The organism is Candidatus Lokiarchaeota archaeon, assembly GCA_014730275.1.
Classification (GTDB): Archaea; Asgardarchaeota; Thorarchaeia; order Thorarchaeales; family Thorarchaeaceae; genus WJIL01.
On sequence record WJIL01000006.1, the window covers coordinates 17,378 to 37,742 of the forward strand.

The 20,365-nt window shown below is 43.9% G+C and carries 20 protein-coding genes; 8 read left to right on the top strand and 12 right to left on the bottom strand.

Features of this window, described 5'->3' with window-relative positions:
- Positions 1-133: 133 nt before the first annotated feature.
- Positions 134-490 carry a hypothetical protein gene (locus GF309_00455; protein ID MBD3157231.1) on the top strand — a complete coding sequence of 119 codons (357 nt, stop codon included), beginning with the start codon at positions 134-136 and terminating at the stop codon, positions 488-490.
- A gap of 40 nt (positions 491-530) precedes the next feature.
- Here GF309_00455 and GF309_00460 read toward each other — a convergent pair whose 3' ends face one another.
- Both GF309_00460 and GF309_00465 read right to left on the bottom strand, forming a co-directional pair.
- Complete coding sequence (locus GF309_00460; GenBank protein MBD3157232.1) at positions 531-1,301, bottom strand: methyltransferase domain-containing protein; 771 nt, start codon at positions 1,299-1,301, stop codon at positions 531-533.
- A gap of 47 nt (positions 1,302-1,348) precedes the next feature.
- Complete coding sequence (locus tag GF309_00465; GenBank protein ID MBD3157233.1) at positions 1,349-2,599, bottom strand: GHKL domain-containing protein; 1,251 nt, start codon at positions 2,597-2,599, stop codon at positions 1,349-1,351.
- Positions 2,600-2,717: 118 nt separating this feature from the next.
- On the opposite strand from GF309_00465, the gene GF309_00470 reads away from it, so the two are divergent.
- Complete coding sequence (locus GF309_00470; GenBank protein ID MBD3157234.1) at positions 2,718-3,893, top strand: arsenical-resistance protein; 1,176 nt, start codon at positions 2,718-2,720, stop codon at positions 3,891-3,893.
- On the top strand, positions 3,874-4,200 hold the full coding sequence (locus tag GF309_00475) for a metalloregulator ArsR/SmtB family transcription factor (protein MBD3157235.1): 327 nt from the start codon (positions 3,874-3,876) through the stop codon (positions 4,198-4,200). Before GF309_00470 ends, GF309_00475 begins: the two co-directional genes overlap by 20 nt.
- Positions 4,201-4,236: 36 nt before the next feature.
- Here the strand turns inward: GF309_00475 and GF309_00480 are convergent, their stop codons facing one another.
- The 3 genes from GF309_00480 to GF309_00490 form a co-directional block, all read right to left on the bottom strand.
- Positions 4,237-6,078 (bottom strand): hypothetical protein, encoded by a 1,842-nt coding sequence (locus GF309_00480; GenBank protein MBD3157236.1) that lies wholly within the window; start codon positions 6,076-6,078, stop codon positions 4,237-4,239.
- Positions 6,079-6,189: 111 nt separating this feature from the next.
- Complete coding sequence (locus GF309_00485; GenBank protein MBD3157237.1) at positions 6,190-7,017, bottom strand: hypothetical protein; 828 nt, start codon at positions 7,015-7,017, stop codon at positions 6,190-6,192.
- Between the two features lie 305 nt (positions 7,018-7,322).
- Complete coding sequence (locus tag GF309_00490) at positions 7,323-8,111, bottom strand: biotin--[acetyl-CoA-carboxylase] ligase (GenBank protein MBD3157238.1); 789 nt, start codon at positions 8,109-8,111, stop codon at positions 7,323-7,325.
- A gap of 118 nt (positions 8,112-8,229) precedes the next feature.
- On the opposite strand from GF309_00490, the gene GF309_00495 reads away from it, so the two are divergent.
- From GF309_00495 to GF309_00505, 3 genes are all read left to right on the top strand, one after another.
- Positions 8,230-9,060: a hypothetical protein gene (locus tag GF309_00495; GenBank protein ID MBD3157239.1), complete on the top strand. Its 831-nt coding sequence runs from the start codon at positions 8,230-8,232 to the stop codon at positions 9,058-9,060.
- Between the two features lie 209 nt (positions 9,061-9,269).
- Positions 9,270-10,367 (top strand): PAS domain S-box protein, encoded by a 1,098-nt coding sequence (locus GF309_00500; protein ID MBD3157240.1) that lies wholly within the window; start codon positions 9,270-9,272, stop codon positions 10,365-10,367.
- A gap of 1 nt (position 10,368) precedes the next feature.
- Positions 10,369-10,731, top strand: coding sequence for a response regulator (locus GF309_00505; protein MBD3157241.1), 363 nt, complete (start codon positions 10,369-10,371; stop codon positions 10,729-10,731).
- A 48-nt stretch (positions 10,732-10,779) separates the two neighbouring features.
- Here GF309_00505 and GF309_00510 read toward each other — a convergent pair whose 3' ends face one another.
- Together GF309_00510 and GF309_00515 are read right to left on the bottom strand one after the other, a co-directional pair.
- Positions 10,780-12,135 (bottom strand): hypothetical protein, encoded by a 1,356-nt coding sequence (locus GF309_00510; GenBank protein MBD3157242.1) that lies wholly within the window; start codon positions 12,133-12,135, stop codon positions 10,780-10,782.
- Between the two features lie 76 nt (positions 12,136-12,211).
- Complete coding sequence (locus GF309_00515) at positions 12,212-13,522, bottom strand: MFS transporter (GenBank protein ID MBD3157243.1); 1,311 nt, start codon at positions 13,520-13,522, stop codon at positions 12,212-12,214.
- Positions 13,523-13,613: 91 nt separating this feature from the next.
- Here GF309_00515 and GF309_00520 point away from each other — a divergent pair, with 91 nt between their 5' ends.
- Positions 13,614-14,651 carry an aminotransferase class I/II-fold pyridoxal phosphate-dependent enzyme gene (locus GF309_00520; protein MBD3157244.1) on the top strand — a complete coding sequence of 346 codons (1,038 nt, stop codon included), beginning with the start codon at positions 13,614-13,616 and terminating at the stop codon, positions 14,649-14,651.
- A gap of 84 nt (positions 14,652-14,735) precedes the next feature.
- Here GF309_00520 and GF309_00525 read toward each other — a convergent pair whose 3' ends face one another.
- The 5 genes from GF309_00525 to GF309_00545 all read right to left on the bottom strand — a co-directional run bounded on the left by GF309_00525 (position 14,736) and on the right by GF309_00545 (position 18,617).
- The gene (locus GF309_00525) at positions 14,736-15,026 is read right to left on the bottom strand and encodes a tetratricopeptide repeat protein (protein MBD3157245.1); all 291 of its coding nucleotides are present in this window, start codon (positions 15,024-15,026) and stop codon (positions 14,736-14,738) included.
- Positions 15,027-15,141: 115 nt separating this feature from the next.
- Positions 15,142-15,549: a methylmalonyl-CoA epimerase gene (mce, locus tag GF309_00530; GenBank protein ID MBD3157246.1), complete on the bottom strand. Its 408-nt coding sequence runs from the start codon at positions 15,547-15,549 to the stop codon at positions 15,142-15,144.
- A gap of 6 nt (positions 15,550-15,555) precedes the next feature.
- Positions 15,556-17,235 carry a methylmalonyl-CoA mutase gene (locus tag GF309_00535; GenBank protein MBD3157247.1) on the bottom strand — a complete coding sequence of 560 codons (1,680 nt, stop codon included), beginning with the start codon at positions 17,233-17,235 and terminating at the stop codon, positions 15,556-15,558.
- A complete protein-coding gene (gene meaB / locus GF309_00540; GenBank protein ID MBD3157248.1) occupies positions 17,236-18,180 on the bottom strand; it encodes a methylmalonyl Co-A mutase-associated GTPase MeaB in 945 nt (314 codons plus the stop codon).
- A 44-nt stretch (positions 18,181-18,224) separates the two neighbouring features.
- On the bottom strand, positions 18,225-18,617 hold the full coding sequence (locus GF309_00545) for a methylmalonyl-CoA mutase (GenBank protein ID MBD3157249.1): 393 nt from the start codon (positions 18,615-18,617) through the stop codon (positions 18,225-18,227).
- Between the two features lie 132 nt (positions 18,618-18,749).
- Here GF309_00545 and GF309_00550 point away from each other — a divergent pair, with 132 nt between their 5' ends.
- The gene (locus tag GF309_00550; protein MBD3157250.1) at positions 18,750-20,351 is read left to right on the top strand and encodes an amidohydrolase family protein; all 1,602 of its coding nucleotides are present in this window, start codon (positions 18,750-18,752) and stop codon (positions 20,349-20,351) included.
- Positions 20,352-20,365 lie beyond the last annotated feature (14 nt).

The following is a 20,365-nucleotide window of genomic DNA, read 5'->3' on the forward strand; positions in this document are numbered from 1 at the left end:
GGAGCAATGTTCCGAAGATTTATTTGAGAATGAATGATTAATATTACAATTAAGGCTGTTCATGGACCAAATCAAACAAAGAACAGTCTATAATGAACAACATCCAAAACAGAAAAGCAAAAGGTGTGATATCTTGAAAAGTGTGAGTGAAGGCGGAATCACGGTATATGTCCAAAGCAATGGCAGGTCAATGAGGGTAATAGAGTTGCCCCCTAACCAGGCGGAATCAGAGAGTTCCCTCAATACCTTGAAGAGCGGTGAAAGGAAATTGCCTGAAGACCAGATGATAATGCTCTTCGCTGCTACCAAAGCAGCTAGCGAGCTGGGCTGTCAATGCAAAGTTGTTGATGTTGGTCAATGGAGCTATCTGAAAAGCTTGAAGGGACCGAAGGTACCAATTCCAAGTGTGAGTGTTGGCCATCGAATACTGAAAGGAAGGCCAAAGACAAGCGAGATAGTAGACACTTACAAACAGGCGGCGAGTAGATAATCGAAGCTCAAGATTCCACACGTTGCCATAGATAGCCAGATTACTTTTCGACTGTAACAATGAGATTTCGGTCACGTGTTCTGTCAAAGGGACTACCATCATAGGTGGAGTAGAGCTTCATATCATGAAATCCAGCCTCATTCATGATTTCATGAACAATATTGTGGTTCAATTGTAGTACTTGAGTTGTATTTAGATTCATCTGCCATTCTTCATCTTCTTTGTGAAAAACGCTTAGAACTAATGTTGAAAAGCTAGAATCCTCAATATGATCAAAGAAACGGAAGAAAACTAAATCATCACCACTGGCAGATTTAGTTCCCTTTGGGGTTATGAAGCGAAATCCCGTTTGGTCCATACTCTCAAAGTTGAGTATTTGATACAGGAACATTCCTTCAGATACTAGTACATCATGAACGTCTGACACCACTTGTTGGAGGGTTGCAAGATTTGGAAGCAGTGCAAGAGAATTGCCCAGACATAAAACAAGATCGAAGTCATCTGAAATTGACTCCTTCATATCTCTCATATCTGCAACCATGAACTCCGCGTCGCTATGATGTCGATTCGCAATTTCTCTTGCCTTTTCTATCATGTTGGAACTGCTGTCAATCCCGAGTGCTTCAGCCCCTTGTCTTTCAAGTTCAATAATGTGTCGACCGGTTCCGCACGCAAGATCTAGTATTCGCTTGCCATCGATATTTCCGATTGTGTCGATTATGAAAGGAATCTCCCTACGGAGTCTTTCCTCCCAGTTAATACTATGATCATATGCAAGTGCAATGTCATCAAATTTCCCGCTAGACACCATAGAACCTCCATTTCCTTTCAAATACAAAGATTCAGGGCGTGCTTTGCCTATTCACTTTTCGATATTGGGTTTTCGTTTGTATCTATTTTGGGCAACCAAACTTTGAATCGGGCACCTTTCTTACGCTGTTCTTCAATACGATTCTCGACTGTTATCTGTCCATCATACTTGTCCAAAATCAGCTTGGCAAGATGTAAACCAAGTCCGCCATACCTACGAGATAAATCAAAGAGAATCTCTTTTCGTTTATCCTCGATTCCCACTCCATTATCTGCAATGGATACTGAATAGCCCCCAAGTGATTCTTCCATTCGCACCCAGACTTTTTTCTCACTACGTGGATTATGTTCTACTGCATTCTCCAGAAGAATATGAAAGAGCTCGGCGATATTTCTATCTGCATTTACAAAAGCCTTCGATACACAAATTTCCGATTCCATAGTAGCTTCAGGGAATTCAGTCCCAAAAGCATCCAAAGAACTACTTAGGATGTTGGTAACCTCGATTGGCTTCAATTCCCCATGATCAACTGAATCTAGTTTCTTGGCATCCCGAATAAGGCTGCTACTTTCCTGTAAGGTATTAATCGCGCTTTCAAGTACAGCAAGAGTCTCTCGATCCGCAGTCTCTTTTTCAGCGAATTCGAGTGCCAAAAGAACAGCTTGAAGATCGTTCGTAATATCGTGTCCAAGAATATCAAGATACAGCATAGCTTGGTTTCTTTGAATTTGGAGACGCTCCTGTGATTGTGCCAAGCTACCAATGGCGTTCTCAAGATAGGATGACAGCTTCCATACAAGAATAGCCAGAATATGGAATGTTGCGATAGCAGGTATGTTGGGTAGGATGTGACCAGCTATCTGGGACATTATTGAGATGATAACAGAGCTTACTGAAGCAACCAAAACTGCAGTCCAAGGGCGAACAAGGAAAGCCGACATGGTAATTGGAACTGCGAAGATTAGCAGAGATCGCCCATGAGAGACATGATACGGAGTTTCGGTAAAGATAATTATCAGAAGAATAGCTAGTATCAAAAGACCAGTGATTGTTCTTGATTCTGTTTTGTGGAGTAATCGTTCCATAACCAACACGAAAACGAAAAGTGAAAAAGAAGACAGAAGCAAGAGTGTAACATCGTTCCAGCCGGAAACCCATCCGCTTGGAACAGAAATTACGGAAAGAATCATCACAACAGAAGAGCCAAGAGCTATTATCCGTAGCGTGTGTCTAGTCATACGGTCTTGGAGCTCTTCAATTCGTGAAGGGCGATTGAATAGGTGTTCTCTCTCCTTCATTTCGACACTTTGCTCATACTTGCTCGCTGCTATATGAAGAATCCCCAGATGTATTCGCGAGGTATTTTCAGGCCGAATCTACCTAAAGCGAACGAAATTGTCACCATGATAGATACAATTGCAACCACTGGACACCACATCAATGGTATATGGCAATCTTAATATATTGATTTATCGCAATTATTCGATGTATTTAGATGTAAATAATGAGGGTAGAAAGATGGAATTAGAATTACCTGCAACCGAAAAGGAACTATCATTATTCGAGAAGTATTTGCCAATTTGGATTGCAATCTGTATGGTCGGCGGGATAGTCATGTCCCAAGCACTCCCGGGGATAAGTGCTGTTATTGATTCATGGCAAGTCGGAGGAGTTTCAATCCCGATAGGCATTTGTTTGTTCCTCATGATGTATCCAGCAATGCTCAACTTCCAAGTCTCAGAACTGAAGAAACTGGGAAGGAATCCGCAACCGATACTATTGACGCTCATTTCGAACTGGATTGTAGCGCCCTTGGTGGGATACGGACTGGCAACATTGTTGCTTCCGGGACAGGAGCAATTAATCGTTGCAGTTATTTTGTTAACATCTAGTCCCTGTACAGCAATGGTTCTGGTATGGGGATATCTTGCAAATGGGAATCAAGAACAAAATGTAATCACAACCAGCATCAATACGTTTACACTCATTCTTCTTTATGCACCTCTAGTTGCCATTTTCACCGGACTCTCCAATATCCCAATAGACCGATGGCTGCTGCTGGTCTCTGCGTTTGTATTTATTGGGCTGCCTCTATTGCTTGGAGTTGTGAGCAGGAGAGTTCTAGTTGATTGGAAGGGGAAAGAATGGTTTGAAAGTACATACCGACCAGCTGTAGGAAACTTAGCCCTAGTTGCCCTCTTGACAACTCTCATAGTATTGTTTTCGCTCAACGGAAGCATAATGCTGGATCGCCCAGACCTTCTAGTCTTAGTATCTGTTCCACTTATAGCCGGTTTCGCTATCGTTGTAGGATACAACCTTTTGGTAACGAGGATCGTGGGCCTTGCATATCAGGAGGGGGTTATTAGTGTCATCATCGGATCTTCAAGCCATTTCGAAATAGCGATTGCGACCGCTGTTTCAATCTATGGCGTTGGTTCTATCGCTGCACTAGGAACTACGATGGGATTGTTCTGGGAAGTGCCCATTATGCTTGGGCTGGTGTATCTGGCCAAGCACTTGAAAAGCAAAGACTACTGGAAACAACCTTCAGAAACAACAAAAAGGGAAGCTGTCCAGTATACAGAATAGAGTGCTAACATTGGTATCCGATGACAAGCTCCTAGATTGGCGGGTGGAATTCCACAAAGCCTTGAGTAACCCAATTAGACTTCGAATTGTTGAGGATTTATTGGAAGGTGAAGAATGTCAGTGTGAAATATTTCCTCGGATAGGACTATCTCAGTCAACGGTATCCTCTTATCTCTCTCAATTAGTTGATGCAGGAATACTCGAATCAAGACGTGATGGCAAGAGGAAGCTATATTCTATTTCGAATGAGGAAATCGCAGGTCTTTTACAAAAAATCAAAGAGACTGTGGAGTCCGTGCGGCAGTGAAGTCAAGGATAGCCGAACTAATATCCCGTACTCATTCTAGTCATCTTTTCTCAGCCAATAGACAGCAGTTGTAGTTACCACCAAGCCCGAAAGAACACCCACAACCAGAGCTAATTCCTCAAATGTTAGACCCAAGAAAGACGGATCAAGAGAATCTCCAGATATCCGTTGAAGGATTCGGAAATAATGGTCATTGGCGTCGAACTCAATCATTTCGCTTGGTACGTAGGTTGACACATTGAAGGGACCGGATGTAACCATTTCATTCTCTGAGGGTTTTGGATTCCAAGTATTCCAGCCGTTTAGACCAATCTCGACGAATATATGCTTTGGAATTATTGGTTTGTAGCCGATAGAACCTAGATGCCAAATCGACTCAATATTGAACTGGAATCGGACCTTATAGGTGGTCATCTCTACAGCCTGAGTCATGTTCCAAAAATCTGGCCCGTATGGCCCCCCGGAGGTGTCGCGATAGTAATTGATTGAAAAGGCAATATCTTCAGCCGTGATGGGGCTACCATCAGTCCAAGTGAGATTATTATAGAGTTCAAATGTTACCCGCGTGAAACCGTTAGGAACTGCAGGATTGTCGTCATGTGTTTCCATGTTGTATGACTTTGCCATCCATCCCATTTCTACACCGTTTGGACCCTGTTTCAGCAGGCTATCATACATCACACTGAGCATCGCTTCAACTGGATAATCATCCACCAAGGTCATGAAATTGAAACTCGGAATTTCCATGTCATAAGTGGTGCGGAATGTGCCTCCAAACGGGCCGCCATTTGCTAGTTTGGGATGAGACCTGTAGTAGGTCCACCAGCTTGGAACACCAGTATGTACATCATTCACAAAACCATCAAAACGATCAGTACGATATGCTGAAATCACTGATTTCTGATAAAGCACAATCTCTGGACATTGATACGTCCATATCTGCTGAAGACATTGTGCTGCTTCGTATACTGCATCATAATCTGGTGTGTGAAGGAGTTTATCAGCCCAGAAATCAAATGTTTCGTTTTGAAAGTTTGCCAGATTGTATCCACGATAATCCCTAAGTTCTGACCAGAAGTTGTATCCAAGCCAATCAACATACATAGTATTGAACTGTCTTGAGAGAATAGCCATATCATAATCGCCATGCCAGTATAGACGCTCTAAATAGTCATAATACCAGCCTTGAGTAATCAAGGCATCAATATGGAGAGCTTCAAAAGCCACTTCAAGTTGATTCTTCACGGGTTCGCTCTTGATGAAATGATCTGAGGACCAAACCACAACATCGAAGTTATCTCCATTGGGAGCTTCTCGGTACCCATCGCCGTCAACATCGAGAAAACCAGTTTCATTCAGCAGTTTATTCCCATAATCGATATCAGCATCATAGTAGCTGAAATTCAGTTTTCCCTCAACAGAGTAGGGATTGGCAGCAGGCACACAGGAATCTAAGGTGTTGGCATATCCACCCCAGATATCCTCAGCTATAGCATTCTTATCTATTGCAAAAGCCAGAGCTCGTCTGAATCCTGTGTAGTTGAATGGATATTTCTCAGTATTGATGGACAAGCAGACGTAACCATTTTGTGGAGTTGTTGAAACATTGATATTTTCTGTTTCCTGTAGTTCCGCAACGAGATCAGGGGTTATTCCTTCTCCAATCAAATCAATCTCATCATCCGTAAGTGCTTCCACCTGTCTCGCTTCGCTCGGGATATGACGTGCCACTAATTTGTCAATGGATGGACCATTGATTTTCGAATAGGGTTCTGGCTTTGTTGCGGCTACCATTACTGAAGAAACCGTAGGAAGCAGAAAAGAGAGAAGCAGACATAGAACAAAAACGATTCGTCCATCATACGATGCCCTGCACAAATTCGGAGACCTCCTGTTGAAACAATAAACTTCTATGAACGATTCAAGAAAAGAATTCTTGTGTATGTGTGAACAATTTGTTCACGATTCGAAGAAGGAATATTCCTATCGTCAGGCATCTTGCTTTCTATCATCAAAATATTCAATCTTCGCCAATTTGGTTGTATCATCTCTAGCTCTAATCTGACTCTGGCTCATACTTCGAAGGTCGATGCTCAATTTGTCCGAGTTTCGCGTTAGCCACAGTTCATAAGCATCACGAGCAAGAATACTAGCCGCAGCCACAGCCATTGTCTCTTCAGCACCATGTTTCTGAACAAGCCTAATCTCACTCAAATCGAAAACTTGACTCATCCGCTTTCTTGTTTTGACCCGAGCAAATTCATCTACAACAATCTGAATATCTGAATCAGCAAAATTCTGTTTCACTAGTTCGTAGATTTCAGAGACAGCCTTTGAATGTGCCCATGCTAGAATATCATTGAGGTTCTTGCTTTCCGCCCTGAAATCAGCAAACATGTTGTTGAATTTGTGAGGTGAGATGACCAAAACGTGTTTGGATTCACAGTATCCAACGATATCCTGAGCTTTCTGAGCGATTCTGTGGCGGGGAAGATCTTTACTGTCCATGATTCCAAGCGCTCTGAGATGCTTGGATTGTTGAGGTGTGAGTGCGACCGCGGCAACAGTAAGAGGGCCCAACCACTCACCTTTTCCTGCCTCATCTGAACCAATGATAATCTCATATCCCTCATCTTCGAATTGCATCTTCTGTATCGTTCTGTAAATCAATGCAGCACATTCAGAGGTATTAGACACAACTTTCCCGGTCCTATATCCAACAATGATGCCGCCTGAATATGCTAGTCTAAACTCCTCATGCCTGCTCTTAGCATCCAGCTGTGAAACCGGTTCATCTTTCAGAATCAAATCACGCATCTCGATAATCTTGCTAGGTGGAACTATTACAGTGGAAGATTCCAGATGAGACTACCTCCTCCTGCAGCCATGCATCTGCAGGTATTTAGATGTACTCATAAAAGAGTCGAAGAATCTTAAGGAGGTAGAAAACCTATTCAGAATAATAATATCACGAATTGGGCTCAGAGGTTCAAACGAACATAGTGAAACATGCTCATAATGCGAGCCCTAAGGAAAACCAGTACTTCCATGTAAGAAAGAGGTTGTAATCATCAAGAATAAGATTCCACCAATGACACGTAAGCAATGGCCACATTAGCAGCCTAGAGACTAACTCTTGTAACATCTCCAATAGTGACGGCCTTCTGAATTCCAGATTTGGTTTCAATTACTAATGCACCATCATCCCGGATATCCACGGCTGTCCCTTCAATCGTATCAGCTCCAGTATCAACTACCACATGATAGCCAAGAATCTTGTTCAGCCATTTCCATTCCTCAATGGTATCATCGTAAGATCCGTTTTCTTTCACAACTCCGATTCGTTTGTCAATTGCCAGAAGGATTTCCCTCAGTAATTCTTTACGAGAGATTTCATTTCCAGTGACTTCGATGAGACTTGCAGCAGGATACCTAAACTCAGTTGACAAGCCACTCATGGGATGGTTAAGATTTATGCCAACACCAACCACAACTCCTTCAATTTTGCCACCTTTAGATATGGCCTCGCAGAGGATTCCACCAACCTTGTTTTCATCAATGATGATATCATTAGGCCATTTTATGCTGGAATCAACTCCCACAACATGTCGAATAGACTCCGTCACAGCACAAGCCACAAGCATCCCCAGAATGGGTGAAGGTATTCCTTCCAGTGGACTTTCAAGAAAAACCGAAAAATAGAGTCCACCAGGGGGGGAAATCCAAATTCTGTTCATCCTCCCTCTTCCAGCAAGCTGCTCATCGGCAATTACTAACAGACCATGGTGCTGACCAGCGAGGGCTTCCTTCTTTGCCGTCTCGTTTGTGGAGTCCAATTTCTTGAAATAGCGAATCCTAGGTTTGAAATATCTAGTTTCCAGATTATCTGCGAAGGATTCGGGCTCGAACATCGTTTTCTTGTCCTATTGTCTTTTTCTCCAAATAGAATTTTCGCTGGAATTTCGAACAGGTTCTACCGCAAGAACCTATATTTGTGGGTACTGGTATTCCTATCTCGTGGGGTCCCAGATGACGAGTCTAGCAGGCGCTGTTATACTGGCAGACCGGAAGAAAACAGTGCTTTTCAAAAACAGAGACGTACTGAACACAGAACAATGCGACACCCTTTTCTATGATGTCGATTGTTTCGGAATTCGAGGGGTCGATAAGGCAACACAGAAGGAATCGGGATTGACTGTCGGTGTGAATCGGCATGGGTTGGCTGTAGCAAGTACACATGTACACAAAACAGTTGACCCAAACTATGACCTCTTGGCCGAACAGATTGTCATGTTTGCAAAAGACGCGGAAGATGGCTTGAAAATGACCAGAAGCTACCTAAAAGGGGGGCGAAAGTATCAGTGGGGTAATTTGATTCTGGCTGATCACGATAGCATCCTTGTCATAGAAATAGCCGGTAGTAATCATTCCATTGAACGGTCTGAAAGAAAAGCGCTTCGGACGAGTCATCATGTTATGCTAGATACTGAAGACACACTTAGACAATCTCTTGCCAAGTCTGGAGAGTACACATACGAAAATTCAGTAAATCGACTCTACAGAGGTTATGAACTCGTGAAAGAAGTATCTAGGGTCGATGGTGTATTTGACATGCTAAAAGATCACGGAGACAATCCAAGCAGTGAAAGCATGTGTGTACATGGCGAAAACGGAGAAGTGCCTGAAACAAGAAGAAGCTATGTCATCGAGGTGAATCATGGCAAGGACGCAAAGCGGCCCAGTGTTCTATTCCACGTAGCAAAGGGCAGGCCATGTGAGAATGAATTCATGGCAATACCATTAGTGTTTCCTGCAGACGAACAGGTTATGGAACGAGCTCGGTCTATGTATTTCGAGTAAGTATTCAACAATCAAGTTTCTTTAGCGAAAAGCCAAGTTTAATCGATAGTTGGAAACAGTTAGTTACATTAGTAATAGCGAACCCATAATACTTCAAAAAATACTGAAAAAAAGGATGAATAGACGAATAACATTCATAATCTATCCATCTTCTATTAGTTTTGTTCGCCAAATTCAAATCTTACGTCCCCCAGAAAAGGCGTGGATACATGATGGATACTGAGCAGTTGTATAGCAATATCCTTGAAGGTTCAACTAGCCTGATTCACAGCATAAAACCAAATGGGTCCTTTGAATTCGTGAATCGGGCATGGAAGAATACTTTGGGATATACAGAGGAAGAAACAGATGAAATGACTATTGACAGGATAATCTTCCCTGAAATGATACATAAGCATAAAGAAATGTTAGATTCGGTTTTTAATGGCAACAGAGTCACGGATTTCAATTCTATCTTCGTATCAAAGGATGGCGAACGGGTTTTTGTGGAAGGGAATATACTCCCGAGAGTTGAAGAGTCACAGGTGGTAGCTGCGCAATGCTACTATAGAGATATAACCAAGGAAAAAGAAACGCGAATAAGATTAAAGGAAGAGAGGAAACAATCAGAATTCCTACTAGATTTGATGCTACATGATATCACCAATATCAACCAAGAAATCATTACAACTTTCGAAATAACCTTACATCATCCAGATCTACCAAGTGACCTCAAGGAAATCGTTGAGGAGGGGCTTGAAGAAGTGGATAGAGCGTCAAACCTCATATCAAATGTCCGAAAAATCTCAATCATTGAAGAAAGAAGCCATTCTACAGAGAGCAAGGATCTGGGAAAAGCAATTCTTGATGCTGCTGCTGAAGTAGATTCTACTTTTCCCGACAAGAAGATGAAGTTGAATACAAACGTCAATGAAAATGAATACTTCATCATGGCGGATGAATTCCTAGATGATGTGTTCTTTGCTCTCCTGCATAATTCAATGAAATTCGATGAGAAAAAAGAAGTCGAAATAGATATTGAACTGGAGGAAATATCTCACACCCCGTTCTTGCGTATCGATATTAAAGATCGGGGACCTGGTATCCCAGACAAAGACAAGGAGCAAGTCTTTGCGAAAGTGAGCGGGAAAAGAGAAGGAATTCTAGGGTTGGGGCTGGGACTGACTCTTGTGAAAAAGGTTCTAGAGAATTACGGAGGACAAATTCGAGTGGAGGACAGAGTGCAGGGCGAGTACACAAAGGGAGTGAATTATGTGATTCTACTCCGTCGCGAATACGATAGTGATTCAGATAGAGGGGGCCGTTAAAATGGTAAGCGTATTGATTGTCGATGATGACAAGTTCATCCATAAAGTGCTTGAGCGAATAATAGAACTTGGAGGACACGACGTAGTTGGTCATGCCAGCAATGGGGCAGAAGCAGTTGAGCAATTTGTTGCATTAGAAGAAAAACCAGATATTATCCTGATGGATGAACGCATGCCAGTGATGAAAGGTGCAGCTGCAACAGCAGAAATCCTTGCATTGGATAGCAACACCAAAGTGCTATTTGTAAGCGCCGACGAATCTGTTAAACCCAAAGCAATGGAAGCTGGTGCTGTGGGATTTCTCACCAAACCCATTCGCAGTGCTCATCTCTTTGAAGCTATCGAGAAACACACCAGTTGCTAAACCCTGCTTCTGCGGTGTATTGATTTCTAGTAGCACTAGCCAGAGAGACTACACAGAAAGAGGAATTAGAACCTCGAAAGTGGCTCCAGAGTCTTCTTGTGGTTCGAGCAATTCAATGACTCCGCCAACAGCCTCTACGACCTGCCTTGAAAGATAAAGGCCTAGTCCCCCACCCCGTGTTGACACCCCTTTTTCAAAGAGATTATCACGGATTTCCTCTGCAATTCCGGGGCCGTCATCCCTAAAGATGACCTTTGCATTGTTTCCCTCCCGGGATAGCTCCACTGTGATTTTCGGATTCGTGCCTGCATGAACGGCAGAGTTTCTAAACAGATTCTCGAAAACCAACGGAAGTAGCTTGCTTTCCGTTATTCGCAGATTATCTGCTTCTTCATCAATCCGTAAGTCTACGGTGATATTTGGGTTAGCCCTTTCTGATCTAGAAGCGATATTTCGCAACATTTTGGCTATTTTGCGCTCCTCAGAATCAGTCGCTCGTCCAAAAGTTCTGAGAAGTTTCATCATTCGTTGGAACACAGCTTCGGAAGAAGACAATGCTTGTTTTACCATGTCATCTTGTGATTTCAGGACCATCTGAAGCAATTCATGATTTCCGATGATTACAGAAAGATCATTTCTCAAGTCGTGCCTAAGTAGTTTAGAGTATATTTCTAACTCCCGATGCTGCTGGCGTCTTATATCCTCATTGTGTTTCCTTTGGAGATAGCGTTCAAGCTCATTTGCCAAAGTCTGAATTAATGTCCGTTCTTCATTCGAGAAAGGCACTTCATCTTCTGGAGAGCGGTTCTCAAGATAACAGACCTCTAGCTTCCCTTTCAGCCCCTCACCATATGAGAACTCCTCAGTTTGCTTCCATTCGGTATCGGCATAGTTGGCAGAACTAACAATGGTCGGTCCAAGTGTGACTCTAGCTGCGGTTATACTAGGATATTGCCAACCTTCAGGAATCAAATGAACAAAGGTGTTTAGGACTTGTTTTAGAGGTGTTTCTGTTTGAGAAAAAAGCTTCGTAACAGCTCTATAGCAAATAATCTGATGTGCAATATTCTCAAGGTCCTCTTTTCTCTTCCGCTTCTCAGTGATATCATCAACAGTCGCTAAGAGGATTGAGTTTCGTTCCTCAGGCCCATTGATGGGAATGATGGAGGCCATAAGGATTCTTTTCTCACCATTTTGATTTACTGATTCGAATTCTCTAGATTCTGATTCCCCCAAGCCATCCAGATAAGGTAGTTTTGAACCTTTTAGCTCTTCCGGATTTGTATTCAACATGAAACCCAGAGTAGTGTTAGCAATATCGATTTCCCTCTCATCATCAAGAACAGCGACGCCCATGGGAAGAGCCTGAAGTATGGGTATCAGGAGATCGGAATTCTCGGACATCGAATAGTAGTCCCCTTGCTTGATTGGAATACATAACGACTGTTTCGTTATAACTTATATCCAGCTATGGTTGCTCTCAGGTTACATCCGGTGCCTCTGGAGCCTCTTTCTCACGTTTGATTTTAGCCTTACGCATTGCGCTAAGTTCCTTCTCCTTACCTCTGAAGAAAGTGTAGAAGAATAGGACACCAAGCAGATATAGACCAGATACCAATAGATAGGGAACTCGATAAAGCCCCCGAGCTAGCAGCCATCCCCCGATTATGGCAGCGACCCCCCTTACAAAAGAGTCTCCTGTGCGTGTTATGCCTACTGCAGTAGCTCGTTCCTTCTTGGTTAAACCTTCCATGAAAAACGCGTTGCTAACGGGGCCAGCCATATTCATCAGCACAGTACGTGATACATAGGCTATGACACCGATGTACAGAACTGGTGCCCACCCCAGCATGAGTAAGAAGGGAATAGATAGTGCTTCGGTTACAATTACCGTCTTCACCTTTCCTATTCTATCTGCCAAGGCTGGTGCTGAGAATTGTCCTACAGACAGCAAGATTGTATTGATAGCAAAGATTAGCCCGATTGTAGCTTCATCAACTTGGAAAACCGAACTGAAGTACAAGTTGAAATAAAGGACAATCACGCCTGCGCCAAGGCCAATTGTACTAGTAGTGATTGTGTATTTTCCAATGAAATCCCAATTTCGAACGTTAGCAAAGCCAAGCCTCTGCTCAGATTCTTGCGGTTCATCAGGCGTCATCGGTAGAAGAGCAAGACTGGATATGGCAATTGGAATGAGGCTAACCCACAAGGTGAGACGATAGGACCAGAGGAGATCGATTGCAATTCCCAAGCCTCTCAAGACTCCCGGAATATACCCACCCAAGATATTGCCTCCAAGTACTGCAAGCAATGACATTCCGCCACTGAACCCGAATAGATGGGCTCGTTCTTTTTCCGTTGACACATCACTTACGTAGGGTGACATCGCAACTTGAGTGAACGCTTGGGAGAAGCCTAACATCACTTGAGAGAAGAGGAGAATATACGGTTGAATCGCAGTATAGCGAATTGCTGTAGAAAGGAATGAAACGAAACTTGCGGCGAGCAAAATGCGTTTTCTGCTCCTCCGGTCTGTAATCATTCCAGCAGCTATTGCTATACCAGCCGTCGCGAACATTGATATGGATAGAAAGAAGCCAAGAAAGTCTTCACCAAAACCCACTTCAATCATATAGAGATTAAAGATTACATTGCTGATTCCGTAACCAAGAGTGCTTGCAACCCGAGAAAAAATGTATAGTTTGGCATCTTTCTGAAAAAGCCTAATTTTGTCCAAGTACCCCAGTTCGTCGCCAGCTGTCAAGCTCGTGGTACCGTCCTGCAAAATCTGCTCGTGTTAGAGGAAGTCCATCACCTTTATGCGTTGTCAAAACAGCAAAACCACAGACCTATATTTTCGTGTCAACTTCCGAGGTATCATGTCACCAATTGATCTTCGCAGCGATACGATTACTGAGCCAACTGATGACATGATTCAGGCAATCGTTCAGGCTCACGAAACAGGAAGGCTTGGAGATGATGTGATTGGCGAGGATGAAGTGGTAAATGAACTCCAAGAAAAAGCCGCCAAAATTCTTGGAAAAGAAGACGCATTGCTCGTCACTTCAGGCACACAAGGAAATGTGATATCACTTCTTGGACAGACAACTCGGGGGGGCGAAGTAATTGTTGAAGAGAACAGCCATACGTTTCTCTTTGAGGCGGGAGCTATGTCATCTCTTGGCGGCTTATTCCCCAAACCAGTGGAGGGGAATAGAGGATACATTGAACCAGAAACACTAGAAGGGGCAATTAGGCCAGATGATCCTCACTATCCTGAAAGCCAGTTGGTTGTAATAGAAAATACACACAATTATGCTGGGGGCGTGGTTGTGACCCCTGAGCGGGTTGATGCCCTCACTGAAGTTGCACATGAACACTCATTGAAGGTTCATTGTGACGGTGCTAGACTATTCAACGCAGCAGTAGCACTTGGAATCCCTGCAAAGAATCTTGTAGATACAGTAGATAGCGTTCAAATCTGCTTGAGTAAGGGGCTATCAGCACCTGTTGGCTCAATCATAGCTGGATCCGAGGAATTCATCCATGAAGCAGTAAGAATCAGGAAGCGTTTGGGAGGAGGAATGAGGCAAGCGGGAATCATAGCAGCTCCTGGACTTATTGCCATCGAGAAGATGGTTGATAGATTAGAGGATGATCATAAGAACGCGAGGTTTCTCTATGACAGACTGTCAGAAATTCCAAATCTAGAGGTAACTGAACCTGACACGAACATAATATTCGTCGATATCAGTGCGTACGATATGAATTCGATGGAATTCTCCAAAGAATTGGAAAAAGAGGGTATTCTTGTCTACGGGGGGTATGGATCCAGAGTGCGATTTGTAACCAACAGGATGGTAGACAGAGCAGACATGATAAAGACAGCTAATGCTATCGAATCTATTTTAAGCTAGAATGGGTAATTGGTCCGTGCTGAAGACATAGGGAAGGTAAGCCCACTATCTAGTAAGCCATCCTCATCGTGTGTATGAAGAGGATTACGGGCTTTTTCCTGCAGTATCTAGTATTTTATTGACATGCTTTTTCCAGCTTGGCTCAAGTTCTAGTGCCTTCTCAGCACAACATACAGCAGCTTCATACTCTTTCAGCTTCGTGTGAAGGAGACCTTTGTAGAACCAAGCATGGGCATACTCTTCATTCATATCGATGGCCTTCTGATAGGCCTCTAATGCTTCTTCGAATTCTCCCTTCTCTTCATAGCTTTTGGCTATTCTATAGTAGTCGTAATGGGTTACTGGAATCTCATCCGACAACCTATAACACCTCATCGAGGCGTTGTATTGGTAATCTAATCAAATAAATTTGCCGTAATTAAAGGGATTGCAGCCTAATTCATTGGAGTACAAAAGAGGAAATAGATATCTTAAGATGACACTGGAAGGTTTACCCTTCATGTTCACATAGTTCGAGAAGAACGCCACCAGTTGATTTTGGATGTACGAACGCTATCTTCGTGCCATGTGCCCCTAGTCGTGCTTCATGATCAATCATTCTTGTTTCATCTGCAAGCAATTCGTCAATAGCACTATCGATATCATCTACCTGAATAGCTATATGATGCATACCAGATCCACGCTTGGCAAGGAATTTGGCAACGGGACTTTCGTCAGTGGTGGGTTCAAGGAGCTCTATTCGGCTCTCACCAATCTCAAAGAAAGCTACTCGTACTCCTTGATCAGAAACCTCTTCTGAGCCAAGGTAGTTCATTCCAAGGGTATCTCGATAATAGGGGATTAAATCGGCTATGCTGTTCACAGCAATTCCAATATGATCTATTTTCTCTGGTCTCATTAGTTGCTACCTCAATGTATCAGGGCTTTGGTATTCTCCAAATTCATCTCGAAGAACCGAGCAAATCTCTCCAAGGGTTGCATACACTCTAACTGCTTCCAGAATTGGTGGCATCAAATTAGCATCACTTCTAGCTGCTTCCCGCAAAGCATCGAGAGCTACTTTAACGGTATTGTCATCGCGGGTTTTACGAAGCTTGTTCAATCGTTCTATCTGCGCTCTTTCGGTTTCTGGGTCGACTCGTAGATATTCGAATTCTCGTTCTTCCGTTGTAGTAAATTCATTTACGCCAACAACGATACGCTTACCCTCATCGACCTCTTTTTGATGTTTATATGCACTTTCACTTATTTCCCTTTGAATGAAGCCTCTCTCGATTGCTGATGGCGATCCTCCAAGATCATCAATCTGCTGTAGATACTCTCTAGCCTTTTCTTCGATGCTGTTTGTCAGAGATTCTACATAGTAGGAGCCAGCCAGCGGATCTATGGTGTCTGCAACACCTGTCTCATGTGCGAGGATCTGTTGGGTTCTCAGCGCAATCTGAACAGATTTCTCAGTTGGCAATGACAAAGCTTCATCTCGTGAATTTGTATGTAGAGACTGTGTTCCTCCCAGAACTCCTTGCAATGCCTGTAGAGTCACTCGTACAACATTGTTGTCAGGTTGTTGTGCTGTAAGGGTGCACCCCGCGGTCTGAGTATGAAATCTAAGCCTGCAAGATTTGTCATCCTCAGCATCGAATCTCTTCTTCATTATACGCGCCCATAAGCGTCGAGCGGCTCGGAATTTCGCAATCTCTTCAAAGAAGTGACTATGTGATCCGAAGAAAAATGATAGACGGGAGGCAAATCCATCTACATCAAGACCAGCATCCAAAGCAGCTTCTACATAGGCAATGCCGTTGGCCAGTGTGAAAGCCACCTCTTGAACAGCTGTCGAACCAGCCTCACGAATATGATAGCCGGATATGGATATAGTGTTCCATAAGGGCATGTTCTCCGAGCAGTATTCGAAAACATCAGTTATTAGTCTCATAGAGGGTTCTGGAGGGAAAATGTAGGTTCCTCTCGCAACATATTCCTTGAGAATATCGTTCTGAATCGTGCCTCGAAGCTCCTTAGCCGGAACACCTTGCTTCTCTGCCAGAGCTACATACATAGCCAAGAGTACAGCTGCAGGAGCGTTGATTGTCATCGAGGTGCTGACTTCATCCAAGGGAATACCATCGAATAGAATCTCCATATCAGCCAAAGAATCGATGGCAACGCCAACTTTGCCAACTTCCCCTTTCGCTAGGGGGTAATCCGAATCATATCCAACTTGTGTTGGCAAATCAAAAGCCACAGAAAGGCCAGTTTGCCCCTGTTCAAGCAAGAATTTGAAGCGTTCATTGGTCTCCTGTGCGGTTCCAAAGCCACTGTACTGTCGCATAGTCCAGAGGCGACCCCTGTACATAGTAGTATAGACACCACGGGTGTACGGAAACTGACCAGGAAAGCCCAAATCCTCCAAGTATTCTGTATTTTTCGTATCCATTGGAGTATACAATCGATTCGTAGGAATTCCTGAAACTGTGGAAAAATCCTGTTTTCTCTCAGGAAACCTCTCGATTGTTTTCTTGACCACACTGTCTCGCCATTTCTTGTATTGCTGGTTTATTTTCTCATCCTCCAAGCATATCACCTACTCTTCTTGTTCCGCAAGGAATTTCACAATCAGTCTTTCAGCAACAGTATAGGGATCTTCATGGCGTTTGGCAATCTTATTGATGGCTTCTTCGTAGTCTGTACTTCCACGGAGCTTTCCGAGCAGTTCTTGCGTTAGCTTATACTCCATAATGTCTTCAAGCTCCTCACGGCTCCGTTCAAGTCCCCTCTCATCAAGAAGACCACTAGCCTTGAGATAACGCATATGCTCCTCAATTTTCTCAACAAGCGTCTCAACACCTTCACCAGTTCGCGAGTTTGTTTGGAGAACTGGTGGCCTCCATCCGTCATCCTCAGGCGCAATATCGAGCATAGCATTGAGTTCGAGGACTTTCTTATCTGCCCCTGGAAGGTCGGACTTGTTGACGACAAAGATGTCAGCAATTTCCATGATTCCGGCTTTTATTGCTTGAATGTCGTCCCCGCTCCCAGGAACATCCGTTACAACTACTGTATGCGCAATCTCGATGACTTCAACTTCTGACTGGCCAGCACCTACAGTCTCAACGATGATTATGTCTTTTCCGAATGCATCTAATGCACGAACAGCGTCAGATGTCGCCCGGGATAGTCCTCCCAGATGACCCCGAGTACCCATGCTACGGACGAAAACCTTCTCATCGAGGGTATGTTTCTGCATCCGTATCCTATCACCGAGAAGTGCACCACCAGAAAACGGACTTGAGGGATCTACACAGATTATACCAATCGTTTTGTCTCTTTCACGATAGGCAGTTGTCAATTTGTTGACAAGAGTGGATTTGCCAGAACCTGGAGGACCTGTTACGCCAACAACATGAGCCTCACCGGTATGTCTATACAGCTGACTAAGAGCATCAAGAGCAATTGGTTCTTCATTTTCAATAAAGGTGATTAAACGTGCTAATGCTCGTTTCTCCCCGTTCAGGACGCCTTCAACCAACTTGTTCGCAGACAACTAGCGTACCTCACCAATGATTCAGTGGACTATACACGTGACCGGATATACTCGACGATTTCACCCAATGGAGTACCTGGCCCAAATACCTCGGCAATTCCCGCTTCCTTCAATCCAGGTATGTCATCTTCGGGAATAATACCTCCACCAATGACCAATATATCATCTGCACCTTTCTCTCGTAGAAGCTCAGTAACTCTTGGGAAAAGCGCATTGTGAGCCCCACTCAGAATGCTTAGTCCTATGCAGTCAACGTCTTCCTGCAGAGCGGATTCAACAATCATTTCGGGTGTTTGACGCAGGCCTGTATATATGACCTCCATGCCAGCATCCCGCAAGGCTCTTGCAACTACTTTGGCTCCCCGGTCATGACCGTCTAGGCCTGGCTTCGCTATGAGCACGCGTATTTTTCGTGAATTCAAGGAATCTACCTCTCAGGTCAATGTCAGAATCGACAGACACTGGAAGACGGATATAAAGGCTTTCAATCTAATTGGTGAAAACAACCATCAATAAAGCAAGAGTTAAACCCTAAGCCGGTATTCAGAACAAGTATGCCCCTTTTCGCCGACCTTTGCCTTATGAATGCCAATGTAATCACCGTTGTCCAGGATAATCCTGTTGCAGAAGCCATTGCCATCAAGCAAAACAGGATAGTAGCAGTAGGCTCAAATGAAGAAATTGGAGGACTCGTTGAGAAAGGCACCAAGACTCGAGATGTTCAAGGGTATAGTGTTATTCCGGGGTTGATCGATTCACATATGCACCCGGGCATGTATGGTATTGCCAAAACGGGAATCGATTGTGATACGTCATCTATGTCCGAGTTGCTTGAAAGTGTGAAGAGAAGGGCTCATGAAACACCTTCAGGCAAATGGGTCCTCGGTTCTGGCCTTGATGATATTAAACTCGGTCGATATCCATCATTGAAGGAACTTGATGAAGCTTCGCCAGACAATCCAGTCTACATCGAGCGGCGGGATGCTCACATAGGCATAGTCAACAGTTTGGCGCTCCAACGTGCAGATATCGATGATAACACCCCAGACCCCCCACATGGAAAAATCGACAGAGACGAAAATGGTAAGCCTACGGGCGTTCTGAGAGAATCAGCAAAGGACCTAGTCTACGAGAAGACTCCTGAGCCGACTGTGGAGGATTACAAGAAGGGACTAAAGCTGGTGATGGAAGAGTTCCTGACTCTGGGCATCACCACTATACATGCTTCTATGACTTGTACCAAGCAATTCAGAGCGTTCCAAGAATTGCGTCAAGAAGGGCGGCTCCCATTACGGGTTTGCATGCATATGTCGGGAGACGATGAAGGAATCCTTGAATCTCTTATTGCAACTGGAATCCAAACGCCTTTTGGTGATGACTGGCTGAAGATTACAGAAATCGAATGGATTTTCGACACAAGCACGAGTGGACGTACTGCAGCATATTATGAGCCATATATTGATGAACCGGATAACACCGGTATTTTGCTCTACGATCAGGATGACATAACAGAGAGAGTGAAAAAAGCACATGATGCAGGGTTGAGAGTGGGGCTTGACGGAATCGGTGACAGGGGAATAGATAGGGCACTAGATGCAATTGAAGCAGCGTTAGAAGAGCACCCGCGAGATGACCACCGCCATAGGATAGAGCATTGCTGCTACGCTACACCTGCAATTCAATCTAGACTAAAAGAGCTTGGAGTTATCGATGCTTCAGCAACTGGTTTTCTTCATGACTTGGGTGATGCCTATCAAGCCAATAGAGGAAAGGATGCAATGCAGTGGATGTGGCCCCATCGATCGCTCATAGATAAGGGGATTCCTGCCCCAGGTCATAGTGATTGCCCGATATGTTCACCTAATCCGTGGCTAGGAATCTACGGAATGGTCACTCGCAAAACCAGCAGTGGACAAGTCCTGCACCGTGAAGAGGGCGTTACTCCACTAGAGGGAATTGAGGCATACACAAGACTCGGGGCCTATTCAGCATGGGAAGAAACTGAAAAGGGAACGATTGAAGAGGGCAGACTTGCAGACGTTGTTGTTATTGACAGGAACCCATTGGAAGTCCCAATAGACGAACTGAGAAATACAAAGACACTTCTTACAATCGTAGATGGCAAGATTGCATACGATAGACTCCAAGAACACTAGATTCCAATCCTACG